Raw genomic sequence first — 15,593 nt, 5'->3', positions numbered from 1 at the left:
TTCAATCCAAATATTTCAAATAAAATAAACATTTTTGGTTAAATCGCGCCCAAAACAAGCAATGAACGACCCCCACCTCGCCGAACTGCGCAAAACCTATTCCCAGCGCACCCTATCCGAAACGGACGTGCTACCCGATGCCGTCCAGCAGTTTCGGGTGTGGCTCGAAGAAGCGCTTGCAGCCCAACTAGAAGAGCCCACCGCTCTCACCCTCAGCACCGTGGCCGCCAATGGGCAGCCATCGTCCCGGGTGGTGCTGCTCAAGGGGCTGCCCGATGACGCGGGCTTCTTGTTTTATACGAATTACGAATCCCGCAAAGGGCAGGAACTGGCCGCGCAACCGTTGGCCGCCATCAACTTCTTTTGGCCGGGGCTGGAGCGGCAGGTGCGGGTAGAAGGCCGGGTAGAAAAAGCCCCCGAAACCATGTCGACCGAGTATTTCCAGAGCCGGCCGCGCAGCAGCCAACTGGGTGCCTGGGCCTCGCCGCAAAGCCAGGTTATCGGCAGCCGGGAGGAGTTGGAAGCCCGGGAAGTGGCCATGGCCGACGAGTTCGGGAGCCAGGACCCGCTGCCGCGCCCGCCGCACTGGGGCGGCTACATCTTGCGGCCCCAGCGGATGGAATTCTGGCAAGGCCGCCCCAGCCGCTTGCACGACCGGATAGTGTACGAGCTCGAAGGCAACAGCTGGCGCCGCAGCCGCCTGGCTCCCTGAGGTCATTTTTCATTTAACAATTAACAGTTATCAATTAACATCTCATTTGGCACTTCATAGTATAACCCAGTCTGTTAGGGGGTGTTTACAATTAGAGCCACGTTAGCGCGGCAATCAAGCAGCAGGTAGCGAAATAATTGGCGGCCCGTTTATCAAAGCGGGTGGCTACGGCTCGAAAGCGTTTCATGCCGTTGATGGCGCGTTCAATTTGGTTTCGATCTTTATAAATTTCAGCCTCGTGCTCAAGGCGTATCGTTCGGTTTTTCTTGCCTGGAATCACGGCCCGGGCTCCGGCTTGCCCAATCTGGACGCGCACGTAGTCCGCGTCGTAGGCCCGGTCGGCCAACACGGCCTGGCCCGCCCGCAGATGGCGCCGCAGCAGCCCGGGGGCTTGTGGGCAATCGCCGGCCTGGCCGCCGGTCAGGGCCAAGGCGCAAATCCGGCCGTAAGCGTCGCAGCTCAGGTGGAGCTTGGTCGCGAAACCGCCCCGGCTGCGGCCGAGCGCCTGCCCGACGGGGCTGTCTTTTTTTTCGCACCCGCTGCGACCTGGTGCGCCCGCACGGCCGTCGAGTCGACCATGAGCCGGTGCAAGCCCGCCGCGTTTTGCACCTGGGCCAGCACCTGCGGCCACACGCCGGCCTGGCGCCAGCGCCGAAACCGGGCGTATACGGTGTGCCAGGGCCCAAACCGCTCGGCCGGCAAGTCGCGCCACGACACCCCGCACCGGGCCCGCCAGAGCACGGCCTCCACGAACAGGCGCGTGTCCTTGGCCGTCGTGCCCGGCGACTGCGCTTGCCCAGGCAAGAGCGGCGAAAGCCGTTCCCACTGCGCGTCGCTCAACATGCTGCGGTCTTTATTCATCCTCAAAGGTCGACCCTAACTGTAAACACTCCCTAGGAAATTTCTTTTGATTATTGAAGTGTTAAATGATAATTGTTAATTGTAAATAGAACGTGGCTGAAATTCAACCTTTGCGCGGCTGGCGCTACAATTCCACCCTTAGCGCCGACATCGACGCGTATGTTTCCCCGCTTTTTGATGTGGTATCCGCGAAGCAGCGCGAAGCGCTATACCGCAATCCGCTCAATTCCATTCACCTCTCGGTGCCCCGGGCCGACGACCCGGCCGCCGCGGCCCTGGCCCGGCTGCGCGAGTGGCAGGCCAGCGGCGTGCTGCTGCAGGATGAGTTGCCCGGTATTTACGCGTATTACCAGTATTTCCGGCTCCCGGGCAGCCCCCGCGAGTACTGCCGCAAGGGCTTCATGTGCCACATCAAGGCCTATGAATGGGACGAGAAAGTGGTATTGCGCCACGAGAACACCCTCCCGGCCTCGGTGAACGACCGAGCCGCGCTCCTGGCCCGCACCCAGTTCCAGACCAGCGCCACGCACGGCCTGTACCGCGACGAAGACTTTGAGCTGGAAACCTACCTGGACGAGGCCATACAATCGCCGCTGTACGAAACGGAGGAAGACTATCAGGGCGCCCGCGACGTGCTGGCCGTGATTCAGGACGTGGCCATCATCCGGCGGTTTCAGGAAGTGCTCAACGCCCGGCAAGTGATTCTCGCCGATGGCCACCATCGCTACGAAGGTTCGCTCTCCTACCGCCATGCCCGCCAGGCCGCCAGCCCCTACGCAACCGGGTACGAACCCTGGAACTACCACCTCATGTACCTCACCAACGCGGCGGCCGACGACCTGCGCATCCTGCCCACTCACCGCCTGTTGCTGGAGCTGCCCGGCAACCCGAGCGACGCACAGCTATTGGAACGTCTCCAGCCCTACTTCACCATCACCCCCAAGGACGACGCCAACGACCTGCCCGAAATCATCGCCGGCAAACCCTGGGCCTTTGGGCTGTACCTCGGCGGGCAAGCCTTCAAAATCCGCCTGCTGCCCGAAGCCCACGCCCTGTTGGATTGGGACACGACCGACGAAATAAAAGCCCTGGACTTGACGGTGCTCCACTATTTCGTGCTGGAAAAAGCCCTGGGGCTGGTGGGGCCGGATGTGCAGCGCACGTGGCCGGGCGTGGCTTACGTGCGCAACTTTGCCGAATGCATGCAGCGCGTAGACAGCGGCGAGGCCCGCGCCGCCATTATCGTGAACGAGGTGAGCATGGCCGAGGTGGAAGCCGTGTGCCACTCGGGCGCCGTGATGCCGCCCAAGTCCACGTTCTTCTACCCCAAAACCATCGGCGGCTTCCTGTTCAGCAGTATTGCCGACGAAGACGCGGACAACCACTTCGCCGGCCATTTCCAAAACTTCCAAATCAAATAGCTGCCACAGCTTTTTGCATATGCGATTTTTACTGCTATTGCTGCTGTTAGGCTCACTCCTGGTAGGGACTCATTTAGTGATTCTATACAGTTCATTACCTTATTCTACTCTAGGTCCGGCATTGGAATCGGCCAACCACGCTGCACGGCTAGCCAACATTCCATGGCCCCCGCGCCACCTGGCCCACACGGCGACAAGCTACCTGTGGCTACGCGGGGTAGCCTATGCCTTATTGAGCATAGGAGCTCTGGGCCTTGCATTTTGCCACAGCAAAGCACATCGTGCGTTTCACCTCTTTGTACGCGACACAGTTAGCGCAACACGGGCCATCGCTCATACACTGCTATACTGCTCACCGGCTGGTCAGATAGGAGCCCAAGTTGGGCTGCTAGTGATTATGGCGGTCCGCACGTATTATCTACTCCACAACCCATTTAACAACGACGAGCTAATCACCACGGATTACTTCGTCGCGCCGGGTCCAGCCGTGGCCGCGTCCTTTTACCTGTTGCCCAACAACCACGTATTGAACAGCTTGTTGGGGTGGCCACTTTTCCAATTTTACGCAGCCGGCGCGCCAGACATTATAATGCGCCTGCCGGTATTCCTACTTAGCTTGGTAGGATTAATGGTCGGCTTCATGGTTTTAACTCACCTCACGTCGCTCCGAGTAGCTCTTTTTGCCACGCTATTCTTCCAACTCTCTCCCATGGCGGTAGAGTACGCTACCACTATGCGTGGGTACGGCCTCCAAACATTGTGCATACAAGCAGTTATGCTTGCCACTGTGGTGCTGCTGCGGGGTCCCTCCTACCACCGCTTAGCATGGGTAGTGTGGGTGGGCTCCAGTGTGACTGGCTTTTATTTAATCCCCACTTTTTTATACCCTTTTGCAGGAGCAGGCGTTACTATGCTGCTTGCTGCTCCTCGGCGAACTGCCATTCCATTGCGGTGGCAGTTGCTTGTGGCTGGAGGCGGAGTTGGTGGCTTAGTATTACTGCTCTACCTACCAGTGGCCTTGCTATCTGGATGGAATTTGTTGCTGGCGAATCCTTACGTTGCGCAAATGGACGCCGTAAATTTCTGGCGGAATCTGCCGTCTTATTACATCCCCACCTTGCTTACAAACCTATACGGGCGCACCGCTCTAGGCTGGCCGGTACTTGGATTACTCATGTTAGCTCCAGTGTTGCTAATACGGCGGGATATCTCTAAGCTTAAATTAGCTGGGTGGGTGGTTTGGTTTGGCGTACTCACTCCTCTGCCACTGTTGCTGCTGCAACGAGTAATGCCACCCGCCCGAACCCTACACTACACATTGTGGATGGCCCTCGTATTGACAGGCATCGCAGTAGAAGTTGCCGCCATCACGATGCGCAAAAGAGCCTTTGCTGTGTGGATAGCTGCCTTTTTGGTAGGCGGCAGCTATACCCTTGTTCGCATAGCTCAATTGTCCAGAACTCTGCAAACAGCGCAGGAATACAACGTCGAATGTCAGGCGGTTGAAAAATGGCTTAGTGGCAACCACCCGCGGAGCATCCTGACTACCGTTCCGGCATACGACTTGTACCTCATTCACAAAGCAGTTTCGGCGGGCCGCTCCCGGCCAGCTGTACAAAATTACGCTTTACGGTTCTTTAATGACACTCCTTTGCTTTGGAACTATGATTACTTGGTGCTCGCTCATGACGAACTGCCGCCAGCCCACTTAGGCCTACGCCATTATAGAGCGGCATTATGTACTAAGCATTTATGGGTTTATCAATATCAAACGATTCCGTCACTTAGCTTACCAGCGAGACCTTCTAGTTTCTTCTGGTTTTAATTCAATTTGATAAAATGCATTTAATTCTAGCCTCCAACTCTCCCCGCCGGCGCCAGTTGCTCACCGACATGGGGCTGGATTATGAAATCCGGCTGCTTGAAGTTGATGAAGATTTCCCCGCCCACTTGCGGCGGGCAGAAGTAGCCGAATACCTGGCTGCCCGCAAAGCAGCCGCATACACCGAGGGCCTCGCGGCCGATGAGGTGGTCCTAACCGCCGATACCATCGTGTGCCTAGGAGACGACGTGCTCAACAAACCAGCCGACGTGGCGGAAGCCACCGCCATGCTCACCCGCCTGCAGGGCCGGGCCCACGATGTGTTTACCGGCGTGTGCCTGCGCTGCGGCGACGGCCGTGAGGTAGTGTTTTCGGACCAGACCACCGTACACTTCCGCCCACTGAGCCCGGCCGAAATCAGCCACTACATTGCCTCCGCCAAGCCATTCGATAAAGCCGGGGCCTACGGTGCGCAGGACTGGCTGGGCATGGTCGGCATCGCCCGGCTCGAAGGGTCGTACTTCACGGTAATGGGCCTGCCCACCCACCGCGTGTGGGAAGAATTGGAAAAGCTGGGGGCATTGCCCACGCGTGGGTAAATGGGTAGAATTTCGTTACGACTGTTTGGGCTGCTGGGCGCCGGCCTTTTGGCGCTGTGCGCAGCTTATGCGACTTTGGTGCTCAGCTCCGCAACCTGGGCCGAAGCGCGCTCCCTAGACCAAGTGTTTCCCTTTTATACCTGGCACATTCAGGATTTCACGGCGCAGGAATTTGCAAATATCCGCAATGCCTTAGCGGTATCGGCGGTGTTACTGGCTGGAATTTCGGCCACACTTGCAGCTAGTAGAATCTGCCGGCAGGAGATTTCAGCCCTGGCCGCTGAAGTAGCTCAATCTGCAAAGGGCTTGCTCAAGGGGCTCAAGGAGCTTACAACAGCAGAGTGCCGGGTAGCCTTCTGGTCCTTCGTGGGGCTTACGGCCATCAGGCTGTACTTCAGCATTTATAATCCCGAGTACGATGATGCCGTGTCGTATGAAGTGTTTGTTAGCAAGGGGCTATTGGCGACCGCCGCTTATTATCCGATACCCAACAACCACGTCTTTTCGAACACCATCAGCCTGCTGTTTTACCAGCTTAGCCCCGGGTTCTGGTGGAGCATGCGCCTGCCCGTACTGCTGATTAGCACCGCTGCCACGGGATTCCTGTTTGCGGCGCTGCTGCGGCGGGCTAGCTTTGTGGTGGCCCTGGTGGCGACCAGCCTGTTTTGCTGGCTGCAGCTCAGCTTGTACCACGCGGGGGTTGGCCGGGGATATTGGCTGTTGATTTGGCTGGCGGGCATCGTCTTTTTTAGCATGGTTGAGCTGTTGGCCGAGCGCGGGCGCCACCGCGCCGCCTGGGCCAGCATCCTGGTGGCCGGGGTGGTGGGCTGCTATACCATTCCCACCTTCGTGTATGTGCTGGCATCAACCTTTTCGTGGTTGAGCCTGGCCTTTTTGCGGCGGGAGCGGCGGGGGCAGTTGGTCCCGCTGATAATGGTGGGCGCACTCATTGGCGTGGCCACGGCAGTCCTGTATGCTCCCCTCCTGCTCGTGTCCGGGCTGCGCATCTTTGCCCGCAATGGCTACGTCGAAACCTTAGCGCCGGGCGTATTCTGGCCGCTTTTGCCCGGTTACCTCTGGCACAACGAAGGTTTTCTGGCCGGCCAGCGCACGCTGGGGCCACTAATCACGCTACCGGTGCTCGCTCTCATAGGTTGGATGTTCTACCAGGCCCGGGCCGGTAAACTGCCAGCCAACATGGCGATGCGGCTGCGGCAAGTGGGGCTGCCAGCCCTTTGGTTTATCAGCTTGCCTTATGCAGCTATCCTGGTACAGCGGGTATTTCCACCCGAGCGGGTATTACTCTACAAGGCGTTTTACTTCTTTATCCTCGCCGGGCTGGTGGTGGAATGGGTGCTGTGGCAATGGCCCGTGCCAGCCCACCGCTGGCCGCGCCGCGCCATGCTTACGCTGGCCGGGCTGTTTGCTTTGTACGAAACCTTCTCGGTGGTGCGGGTGAACCCAACGGCCCGGGGCAGCAACGCTAACTACCACGCGGGCCTGGTATGGCTGGCGGCCAATCCCCCGGGCCGCGTGCTCATCCCCGAGCCCACGCACAATCTGTTCTTTCGATTTTATGCCCACACCGAGCAGCGCAACCGCAACTGGCAAATCGACTATCAGCAGCTTGGCAATTCCCGGTACGACTACGTGGTGGCTTTCCCCAACAAGCGCGGATACTTCCAGCCCAAGTTCAACTTCCCGCCTGTATTCCAAAATCCGGACGTAGAAATCTACCGCGTACCCCAGAACTATAACCTCCAAACCAGGGCCTGGATGCGATGAACCCAGGTTAGTGACCCCGCGCCAACAGCGCGATGCCCACCACAATCAGCAGCATGCCCCCGGCTTGGGTCGGCGTGAGTGCTTCGCGCAACACCACCAGCCCAAGCAGCGCGGTGAGCAGCACCGAGCCGCCCACAATCACGGGCGTGCCCACCGAAGAATTGACCCCGCGCTGAAACACCACAAAAGTCAAAATCTCAGCCAACCCAACGCTCACCCCCGCCAGCGCCGCCAGGGCCAGGCCTTTGCTGTTCATCGGCAGCGGCTGGCCCTGCAGCTTTAGTTTCAGGAGCCACGCGGCGCCGAGCGCAGCGGCCACCAGCTGCAGCACCACGGCCCCCATAGCCGCTGGCAAATGATTGGAGGCCAGCTTGATGAAGAAATTGTAAAGCGCCAGGCACAAGGCCGTGAGCAAGGCAAGGGGCAGCCAATTCATGTTATTTGAGCGGTTTCGGGCGGGCCAAGTGGATTGGCTCATTGGAAAAGGGATAAGCTCAGGCCCATTCGGGGTAGTTGGGCTGGCGCTTGAGCCGGCATTACGGCGCCACTCGGCCACTTTACAGCAGCTTGTAGTTGCGGTATTCGCCCAGACGGTAGCCGGTTAGGTTTTCAAAAACCTGCTTGAGCCGGTCTTTGAAGCGGTAGCGGTTGCGGGACATGTTGTGGGCATACTGCCAGTTTTGCCGGTGAATGCGCTCGAGCATGGCGGCCGGATGGCGGCCCTCAAACGGCTTAAGCGAATCTATCTGGCTGTAATCAAACTTGGCGGCGGGCACCACATTGGCAGCCACCCATTCGTCGGAATGCCACAGCCGGTTGAAGGTTTCCTGCTTGCGCTGCATGGCGGCCGGCGGCTTCACCCAGCCGTAATGGTGCACGGTAGCATCGAGCAGCTTCACTTGCAGCTTCTCATTATTGCCCTTGCGAAAGCCCTGGGCGTCGCGGTACGAGTACACGCTCCGGTTGGGCCGCACGATACGGATTTCGCGGCGGTACCAGCGCCGCGAGTCGCCCACGTAATCATAGGAACCGTAGAAATGTCGGTAGTTGAACAGCAGGCCATCTACCTGCGGGTCGGCCGCCCACCGGGCCATGCCGGCACGAATGGCCGGATAGTCGTTCTCGTGCAGCACTTCGTCAGCCTGCAGGTAAATGGCCCAATCGGCATCGGCTGGCACGGCGGCCAAGGCTTTATCGGTTTCCACGGCCAGCACCCGACCGCCTTCGCGTAGGGTGTCGTTCCACACGGTTTCAATGATGCGGATTTTTCGCGAGTTAATGCTATTGATTAAGCGCAACGTATCATCGTCGGAGTTGCCCACGGCCACCACTACTTCGTCGCACAGCGGCAGCAGCGATTGGATGCTTTCCACTACCGGGTAGTCGTATGTGACGGCATTGCGCACGAAGGTGAAACCGATAACTTTCATGGACTTTTAACGCAACTGCTCCTTCAAAATCTCCATTTCCACGGTCGGGGCCACCTTTTCGTACAGCACCCGGTACGCCGCCGAGGTAATGGGCATGTGCACCTTCAGCTTCTTGTTGAGCTCAAAAATGCTTTTCACGGCGTAGTAGCCTTCGGCCACCATGTTCATTTCCAGTTGGGCTGATTTCACGGAGTAGCCGCGCCCCACCATGCCGCCAAACGTGCGGTTGCGCGAGAACTGCGAGTAGGCCGTCACGAGCAAGTCGCCGAGGTAGGCCGAGGCCGAAAGGTCGCGCGGCTGCGGATTGATGGCCTGCAGAAAACGGCGGATTTCCTGCACCGCGTTGCTCACCAACACAGCCAGGAAGTTGTCGCCGTAGCCCACGCCGTGGGCAATGCCCCCGGTGAGGGCGATGATGTTCTTCATCACCGCGCAGTACTCGATGCCGTCGAGGTCGGTGGCGGGGTGGGCGCGCACGTAGCGGTTGCGCAGCAGCTCACAAAACTCCAGGGCCAGGTCCGCATCGGGCGAGCCGATGGTGAGGTAGCTCTGCTTTTCCAAGGCCACTTCCTCGGCGTGGCACGGGCCGGCAATCACGCCCAGTTGGTTGCGATTGAGCCGAAACCGCTCGGCCACGTAGTCGGTCACGAGCTGGTTTTTGGCCGGAATCATGCCTTTGATGGCCGAAATCACGCGCTTGTGCTTCAGGGCGTCGCGGTCCAGCTTGTCGAGCACCGACTGCACAAAGGCGGCGGGCACGGCCAGCACCACCCAATCGGCTTCTTCGATGGCATCCTCCAAATCGGTGGTTGGGTACACGCGGTTCAGGTCGAACTGCACGGCCGAGAGGTAGCGCGGGTTGTGGCGGGTGCGCAGCAGGTGCTGCACGTCGTCTTTCGACCGCAGCCACCAGTCTACCCGGGCCCCGTTTTCACTCAGGATTTTGGTAAGGGCGGTGGCCCAGGAGCCGCCGCCAAGCATGGCAATTTTTTCCAAGAGAACAATGGCTTAAAAAGCAACAAACTCCCCTGCTGGCTGCAGCAAGGGAGTTTATGCTCTGTTTGAAATTATTTATTTGCGTCCGGCTCGTCCTTCAGCGCTTCTTTATTTAGGCTTTTGGCGTCCTTGATGTCCACAACGGCGCCGTCTTTCAAGGTTTTGGCCACGGCGCGAAACGGCCCGCTCACAACCTGGGCCCCGGCGGGCACGCCGCTGAGAATCTCAATATTCTGGAAATCGCTGATGCCGGTCTTCACGGGGGTAAGTACGGCTTTGCCGTCTTTCACAACGAACACCACCTCCTGAATCTCGGCTTTTGGGGCGGCGCCCGGCGTTACGGCGGTAGCCGTGCCCCGGCCGCGGCTTGGGCTCATACCCGGGCCACCCTTGTCGTCTCCCTTGGCCGCAGCAGAGTCGGAGCGGGTGGTAACGGCCGCCAGCGGCACGCTCAGCACCCCGGATTTGCGGTCGGTGATGATATCGACCGAGGCCGTCATGCCGGGCCGGAAAGGCACGATTGTTTTTTTGCCCACGGTGCGCAGCAAGTGCTTGTAGCTCTCGGGCAGCAGGCGGATGCGCACTTCAAACTCGGTCACGGCCTCGGAGGTGAGGGCGTCTTTGGCCGTGTTGGCGATGTTGGTGACAAGGCCCTTAAATTTCTCATTGCGGTTGCTGTAGGCGTCCACGTCCACGTCCACCGAGTCGCCGATGCTCACGTTGTTCACGTCGTTCTCGTTCACGTTCACGCGCACCTCCATGTTGTTGAGGTTGGCAATGCGCATGATTTCGGTGCCCGCCATTTGGGTGGTGCCCACTACCCGCTCGCCCTTTTTCACGTTGAGCTTGCTTACGGTGCCGCTCACAGGCGCATAGATGGTAGTTTTGTTGAGGTTTTTGCGGGCTTCCTCCAGCGAGGCCGACGCCGCACTCACGGTGCTTTGCGACGCGCGGATTTGCTGGCGGGCGCTGTTTATTTCTTCCTGCGAGGCGTTGTACGCGGCCTGGCTGGCTTCGTAGTCGGCCTGCGAAATCACCTTCTGCTTGTACAGCGAGGCATTGCGGCGGTAGGTGAGCTCGGTTTGCTTGGCGCTGGCCAGCAGCTGCTGCAGGCGGGCCTGGGCCTGGCCCACGTTGGCGCGCTGGGTGCCCACCTGGGCACTTTGCATGGCCACCTGGGCCTGATAATTGTCGGGGCGGATGCGCAGCAGCAGCTGGCCTTTGCGCACCGAATCCCCTTCCTGTACATACAGCTCAATAATTTCGCCCGATACGTCGGGGGAGATTTTTACTTCGGTTTCGGGCTGCACCTTCCCCGACGCACTTACTTTCTCCACAATGTTGGCCGGGCCGGCTTTGGCCACCAGCACCTCCACCCCGGCCGGCTTGCCAATCCAGCCGCGTTTTTTTGCCACGGTGTAGCCCACTAGGGCCACGAGTACGACGGTGGCCAGGATATAGAGTAAACGGTTGTTTTTCATTTAAATGAAGCGGTGAATTAGCAAAACGGGGAGCGGGAAAATGTTGAGGCAGCGGGTAACCTCGGTTACCCATTCGCTCAGCCCCCCTTACAGGGACAGCGGCTTGCCCTGGTAGAAGTCCAGCACCTTGCGGCGGAAGAAAAACTCGTACTTGGCCTGAATCATGTCCGATTCAGCGGCCGTGAGGTTGTTGCGGGCAATGTTGAAATCGGTGCCATTCAGCAAGCCGTTGTTGAAGCGGATTTCCGCGTTGCGGAAGGCCAGCGTGAGGGCCTCCACTTGGCGGGAGCTGGCGGCAAAGCGCCGCTGGGCGGCCAGGGCATCGGCGTAGGCCTGCTGAATGGACTGGCGCAGCTGCAGCCGGGTTTGCTCGGCCCGCAACTCTACTTGCTGCACGTTCACCTGGGCACGTTGCACGCCCACGCGGTTTTGCAAGCCGTTAATAATGGGGATGCCAAGGCTGAACTGCAAAAACTCGCCCCGGTTATCGGCCAGCTGGTCGAAGAAGTTGTAGGGCAGCTGCTGAAAGGTTGTTTGCGGCGTGAGCAGCACGTACGGCGAGGGCGAATAGCCGCCCGGCGCGGCGGGGTTCACCTGCAGCACCGGCACGGCAATGGGTTCGCCGGTAACGCGCAGCTGCTGGGTACGCACCGACGAATAACCGGTTTGCACGCCACCCGCCATAGTCAGGCGGGGATAGAAAGCCCCGCGGGCAATGTCGATGCCGCGCCGGGCGCTTTGCACGCGCAGCTCGGCGGCCTTGATTTCGGGCAGGTTCTGGCGGGCCAGCTCAAAGGTGGCGTTGGGGTCCAGGTCCTGGCCCGTGGCGGCCGCAAAGGCCGTGGGGTCGGGCAGCACGGGCGCCAGCACCTGAAAGCGGGCGGCGCCGGCGGGGTCCAGGTTGAGCTGCTGCACCAGGGCCAGCAGGGCTAGGTCGCGCTGATTTTGGGCCGTGACGAGGGTGCGCTCCTCTCCGGCAAGCTGGGCGCGGCTATCGAGCACATTGCCCTCGGCGACGGCGCCAGCCCGCAGCAGCTTCTCGCTGCGCGACACCTGCTCGCGCACCGTGCTCAGGCGCGCTTCGGAGGCCCGAATCAATTCCTGCGCCAGCAGCAGCTGCAAAAACGACGAAGCCACGTTCAGCGACAAATCGTTTCGCGCCTTCACGATGTCTACCCGCGCCGCTTCGGCGTCGAGCACGCCCTGCTTCACCGTGTTTCGCAGCTGAAAGCCCGAAAACAGGGTCACCTGCGCGCTGGCCGTGAAGTTGTTGCCGCGGACGTTCACGGCCTGAAACTGGTTGGTGAACGGGTCTTTGTTGGTGCCGAAGCTAAAGGTCTGGTTGCCATTGAGGCCGGCCGTGGGCAGCAGCGCAGCGCGTTGCAGGCGCTGGGTGGCCTGCTGCTGCTGGGCCGTGAGCTCGCTTTGCCGCACGCTTAGGTTGTGGGCCAGGGCGTAGTCTACGGTTGCTTGCAGGGTCCAGGGGCCGGCGGGCGTGGGCTGGCCCGCCAGCGCCGAAGCGGGCGGCAAAGCCGGGGTTTGGGCCCGGCCCGGCGCTGCCAACAGGCAGCCCAGCACGAAAGAGGCCGCGAAAGGAAACCCGGTTGTATTCATAAAGGGGGTAAAACCGCGTAGGAATAAACAGTTTGCTGCAAAGTAAGGCAGGCCTAATCCAAAGTGGGAATGTAGGTGATGCGCTGCACCCAGCTGAGCTGCCGCAGGTAGGCCAGCGTTATTTCCTTGATGGGGCTGTCCATCTCGATAAACTGCCGCGCGGCGTCGTTGCGGCCCTTGCGGCTGACAAACATGGTGGCGATGTTGCACTCGTCGTGAGCAATGACCGATGCAATGAAAGCAATGGAGCCGGGCACGTCGTTGGCATCGATGATGAGCGTGTGCAGCGCGCCCGAAAAATCCGAAGGAAACCCATCGACTTCTACGATGCGGATGACGCCGCCGCCCCGACTTTGGCCCACCACTTCCACGCGGTGGCCGGTGCGCCCATCGAGCAGGTTTAACTTGATGGTGTTGGGGTGCATGGTGGAGGCGTTGCCCACGCTCTGAAACGTGTAGTGCAGGCCGGCCTCCTCGGCGTGGTCGAACGCCGTGCGAATGCGAATGTCATCGGGCGCGTAGCCCAGCAGCCCGGCCACGATGGCCCGGTCCGAGCCGTGGCCCTCGTAGGTGCGCGCAAACGAGTTGTAGAACGTGATGACGGCCTCGGTGGGCACGGCGCCCAGAATGCGGATAGCGGCGCGCGCGATGCGCACGACCCCGGCCGTGTGCGACGAGCTGGGCCCAATCATCACGGGCCCAATCATATCAAAAATACTGGATTTTTCAGCCATGGACTTGCCCCTTCCTTGCGGTTGTGGGGCTAAAAGTAGCGGGTTTTGCGCTCTATCGGGTGTGGCGGCATTTTTAGCATTGTCCAAAGCATAAGTACACTTTCCAAGGCTAAAAAAACCGGCACCCGGTTATTTGAGGACAAAGATGCGGCGCAACCGGGCTAGTTGCGTTTTGGTTGGAAAAGGGCCGGAATCCGCCCCTCCAAACCTGGGTTATTTGCCGATATTTGCCCTTGCCCCACCCAGGCGTTCCCCTCCCACCTCACCCCTGTTTTCCATGTCCCCTCATTCCACCCAGGAGGAGTTTTCTCCGGCCGTGCTCACCCAATTGCGTCGGCTGCAGGAGAAATACGCCCCCGACGGCCAAGACCTGGCCGCCTACCTCGAAGGCCTGTACCACGCCAAGTATATCAACTATTGGGACTACATCGAGCTCGATACGCTCCTTTCGCTGCAGCGCCCGCTGACAAACCTGCCCGACGAGCGGATTTTTATCATGTACCACCAGATTTCGGAGCTGTACTTTAAGCTCTGCCTCTGCGAATACGAGCAAATCGGCGACCTCGCCGAGCCCACCCTGGGCGAGGTAGTCTTGCGCCTCGGGCGCATCAACCGCTACTTCGACAACCTCATCGACTCGTTTGATGTGATGGTGGACGGCATGGACAAGCAGCAGTTTCTCGATTTCCGCATGGCCCTGATGCCCGCGTCCGGGTTTCAGTCGGTGCAGTACCGGATGATAGAAATTGCCAGCACCAGCCTCGAAAACCTCACCGACAAGGCCAAGCGCCAGGCCCTGGGCGAGGCCTCAGCCCACGACTACGACCAGCTGCTAGGCTGCATTTACTGGAAAGCCGGCGCCACCATCGAAGCCAGCGGCGCCAAAGCCCTTACCCTAATCGAGTTCGAGCGCAAGTACACGGCCGACCTCGTGCGCCACGCCGAAGCCTACCACGACCGCAACGTGTGGGCCGTGGTGCAGCGCCTGCCTGAAGAAGACCGCCACCACCCCCGCCTGCTGCGCGCCATGCGCCAGCTCGACGTGAGCGTGAACGTGAACTGGCCGCTGATGCACTTCAAATCGGCGGTGCGCTACCTGCAGCGCAACCCCACCGACGTGCCCGCCACCGGCGGCACCAACTGGCGCAGCTACCTGCCGCCCAAGTTTCAGCGCCGCATTTTCTACCCCCAGCTCTGGACCGAGCAGGAACTCGCTGACTGGGGCAAAAGCTGGGTGGAGCAGGTATTGGACGAAGGCGTCCGGGCTTAGCCCAACTTGCACCATCGAGCTTTGGCAATCGTCAGAAAAGCCGCTGCACCGTGGTGTGGGGCGGCTTGCCCGGTGATGGCCTCACTGAAAATACAGCCATTCTGTATCTAGCTGCTACCCGCCAGCCGTACACACCCGGTGGGAGCCGCTGGCACCACCCCTTCTTCAACTGCCCTTCTTATGACCCAATCCGACCAAAAGAGCATCGACGATGCGCTCGAACACCTGCGCAACCTGCACCACAATGCCTCCAGCATGTGGGACAGCGACACGCTTGCAACGTTTTACTACAGTGTTATCGGGGGCACTATTGCCCGCAATGGCCCGGAAGTAGCCAAGGCGCTGATGGCAACCCTGACCGAAGTGTATACCAGCACCGCCAAATCCCACGTAGAGTTGGGCCAGCTCACTAAAGGCTTTGCGTCTAACACAACCCCGGAGCCCGACCAGCCCCAGGCCTAGCCCCGCCCAACGCTGAGCGGGTAGCCCAGCGCGCCTGGGGCCGTGCTTTTTAGGCTGGCGTTAGGAATGCGTGGGGGTATGGCCGCTCCTTCTAAAAATCAGGTAAGCCGCTATCATGATGACAAAACCCGCCGGAATATACCAGAGGCCACCCTGGCCGGTTTGGGTCCAACTCCACCAAGCTACCATTCCTGCAATCACCATTACGGTCATCAAAAACATAACCCATCCCCAGGACAAGGGCCGCGAATTTTCAAGCAATTTCATGGCTAAGGCGAAAAAAGTGTGGTTAAAAAGCCTGAGTTGAGCCAACCCGGGACCTCAACCCAACGGCTAGGAATTACGCCGATTTCCTAGCACCCCATGAAGCGGGATAATCCATTGATATAAACACCCCTTTGGCTCT

Annotated in this window: 14 protein-coding genes and 1 pseudogene; 7 read left to right on the top strand and 8 right to left on the bottom strand. The window is 59.7% G+C overall.

All coding sequences use genetic code 11. The features are described from left to right. Positions 1 to 61 precede the first annotated feature (61 nt). Entirely contained in the window at positions 62 to 712 is a 651-nt protein-coding gene (pdxH, locus tag AUC43_RS14440) for a pyridoxamine 5'-phosphate oxidase (RefSeq protein WP_068195054.1), read from the top strand. Between the two features lie 91 nt (positions 713 to 803). Here pdxH and AUC43_RS20135 read toward each other — a convergent pair. After that, positions 804 to 1,555: pseudogene (locus AUC43_RS20135) on the bottom strand (IS5 family transposase). A gap of 110 nt (positions 1,556 to 1,665) precedes the next feature. On the opposite strand from AUC43_RS20135, the gene AUC43_RS14425 reads away from it, so the two are divergent. The 4 genes from AUC43_RS14425 (at position 1,666) to AUC43_RS14410 (ending at position 7,200) form a co-directional block, all read left to right on the top strand. Next, a complete protein-coding gene (locus tag AUC43_RS14425; RefSeq protein ID WP_068195043.1) occupies positions 1,666 to 2,994 on the top strand; it encodes a DUF1015 domain-containing protein in 1,329 nt (442 codons plus the stop codon). 1,012 nt (positions 2,995 to 4,006) lie between these two features. Continuing rightward, positions 4,007 to 4,819, top strand: coding sequence for a hypothetical protein (locus AUC43_RS21015; protein WP_157781098.1), 813 nt, complete (start codon positions 4,007 to 4,009; stop codon positions 4,817 to 4,819). A gap of 14 nt (positions 4,820 to 4,833) precedes the next feature. Continuing rightward, positions 4,834 to 5,415 (top strand): Maf family protein, encoded by a 582-nt coding sequence (locus tag AUC43_RS14415; protein ID WP_068195036.1) that lies wholly within the window; start codon positions 4,834 to 4,836, stop codon positions 5,413 to 5,415. Next, the gene (locus AUC43_RS14410) at positions 5,416 to 7,200 is read left to right on the top strand and encodes a hypothetical protein (protein WP_157781097.1); all 1,785 of its coding nucleotides are present in this window, start codon (positions 5,416 to 5,418) and stop codon (positions 7,198 to 7,200) included. 7 nt (positions 7,201 to 7,207) lie between these two features. Here AUC43_RS14410 and AUC43_RS14405 read toward each other — a convergent pair whose 3' ends face one another. From AUC43_RS14405 to sdaAB, 6 genes are all read right to left on the bottom strand, one after another. Continuing rightward, positions 7,208 to 7,636 carry an EamA family transporter gene (locus tag AUC43_RS14405; protein ID WP_068195029.1) on the bottom strand — a complete coding sequence of 143 codons (429 nt, stop codon included), beginning with the start codon at positions 7,634 to 7,636 and terminating at the stop codon, positions 7,208 to 7,210. Between the two features lie 121 nt (positions 7,637 to 7,757). Beyond that, a complete protein-coding gene (locus AUC43_RS14400; protein ID WP_068195026.1) occupies positions 7,758 to 8,630 on the bottom strand; it encodes a glycosyltransferase family protein in 873 nt (290 codons plus the stop codon). A 6-nt stretch (positions 8,631 to 8,636) separates the two neighbouring features. Beyond that, entirely contained in the window at positions 8,637 to 9,626 is a 990-nt protein-coding gene (locus AUC43_RS14395; protein WP_082685107.1) for an NAD(P)H-dependent glycerol-3-phosphate dehydrogenase, read from the bottom strand. Between the two features lie 71 nt (positions 9,627 to 9,697). After that, positions 9,698 to 11,107, bottom strand: a complete 1,410-nt coding sequence (locus tag AUC43_RS14390) for an efflux RND transporter periplasmic adaptor subunit (RefSeq protein ID WP_068195023.1) — start codon at positions 11,105 to 11,107, stop codon at positions 9,698 to 9,700. An 87-nt stretch (positions 11,108 to 11,194) separates the two neighbouring features. Continuing rightward, positions 11,195 to 12,721 (bottom strand): TolC family protein, encoded by a 1,527-nt coding sequence (locus AUC43_RS14385; protein WP_068195020.1) that lies wholly within the window; start codon positions 12,719 to 12,721, stop codon positions 11,195 to 11,197. Positions 12,722 to 12,774: 53 nt separating this feature from the next. Beyond that, a complete protein-coding gene (sdaAB, locus tag AUC43_RS14380; RefSeq protein ID WP_068195017.1) occupies positions 12,775 to 13,455 on the bottom strand; it encodes an L-serine ammonia-lyase, iron-sulfur-dependent subunit beta in 681 nt (226 codons plus the stop codon). A gap of 277 nt (positions 13,456 to 13,732) precedes the next feature. On the opposite strand from sdaAB, the gene AUC43_RS14375 reads away from it, so the two are divergent. Next, positions 13,733 to 14,725, top strand: a complete 993-nt coding sequence (locus AUC43_RS14375; protein ID WP_068195014.1) for a tryptophan 2,3-dioxygenase family protein — start codon at positions 13,733 to 13,735, stop codon at positions 14,723 to 14,725. A 180-nt stretch (positions 14,726 to 14,905) separates the two neighbouring features. Beyond that, positions 14,906 to 15,187, top strand: a complete 282-nt coding sequence (locus tag AUC43_RS14370) for a hypothetical protein (protein WP_068195011.1) — start codon at positions 14,906 to 14,908, stop codon at positions 15,185 to 15,187. Between the two features lie 60 nt (positions 15,188 to 15,247). On the opposite strand, the gene AUC43_RS21010 is transcribed toward AUC43_RS14370, so the two are convergent. Further along, positions 15,248 to 15,454 (bottom strand): hypothetical protein, encoded by a 207-nt coding sequence (locus AUC43_RS21010; RefSeq protein ID WP_157781096.1) that lies wholly within the window; start codon positions 15,452 to 15,454, stop codon positions 15,248 to 15,250. Between the last annotated feature and the right edge of the window lie 139 nt (positions 15,455 to 15,593).

Origin of the sequence: Hymenobacter sedentarius, assembly GCF_001507645.1 — a bacterium.
Lineage (GTDB): Bacteria > Bacteroidota > Bacteroidia > Cytophagales > Hymenobacteraceae > Hymenobacter > Hymenobacter sedentarius.
Note: the sequence above shows the minus strand (reverse complement) of the source record. Positions and strands in the feature narration are given on the sequence as shown.

Excerpts from the sequence above, each read along its gene's own strand:
- AUC43_RS14370 (WP_068195011.1), top strand. The coding sequence starts at position 14,906 with ATGACCCAATCCGACCAAAAGAGCATCGACGATGCGCTCGAACACCTG.
- AUC43_RS14375 (WP_068195014.1), top strand. The coding sequence starts at position 13,733 with ATGTCCCCTCATTCCACCCAGGAGGAGTTTTCTCCGGCCGTGCTCACC.
- sdaAB (WP_068195017.1), bottom strand. The coding sequence starts at position 13,455 with ATGGCTGAAAAATCCAGTATTTTTGATATGATTGGGCCCGTGATGATT.
- AUC43_RS14415 (WP_068195036.1), top strand. The coding sequence starts at position 4,834 with ATGCATTTAATTCTAGCCTCCAACTCTCCCCGCCGGCGCCAGTTGCTC.
- AUC43_RS14405 (WP_068195029.1), bottom strand. The coding sequence starts at position 7,636 with ATGAATTGGCTGCCCCTTGCCTTGCTCACGGCCTTGTGCCTGGCGCTT.
- AUC43_RS14410 (WP_157781097.1), top strand. The coding sequence starts at position 5,416 with ATGGGTAGAATTTCGTTACGACTGTTTGGGCTGCTGGGCGCCGGCCTT.
- AUC43_RS14390 (WP_068195023.1), bottom strand. The coding sequence starts at position 11,107 with ATGAAAAACAACCGTTTACTCTATATCCTGGCCACCGTCGTACTCGTG.
- AUC43_RS21010 (WP_157781096.1), bottom strand. The coding sequence starts at position 15,454 with ATGAAATTGCTTGAAAATTCGCGGCCCTTGTCCTGGGGATGGGTTATG.
- AUC43_RS14385 (WP_068195020.1), bottom strand. The coding sequence starts at position 12,721 with ATGAATACAACCGGGTTTCCTTTCGCGGCCTCTTTCGTGCTGGGCTGC.
- pdxH (WP_068195054.1), top strand. The coding sequence starts at position 62 with ATGAACGACCCCCACCTCGCCGAACTGCGCAAAACCTATTCCCAGCGC.
- AUC43_RS14400 (WP_068195026.1), bottom strand. The coding sequence starts at position 8,630 with ATGAAAGTTATCGGTTTCACCTTCGTGCGCAATGCCGTCACATACGAC.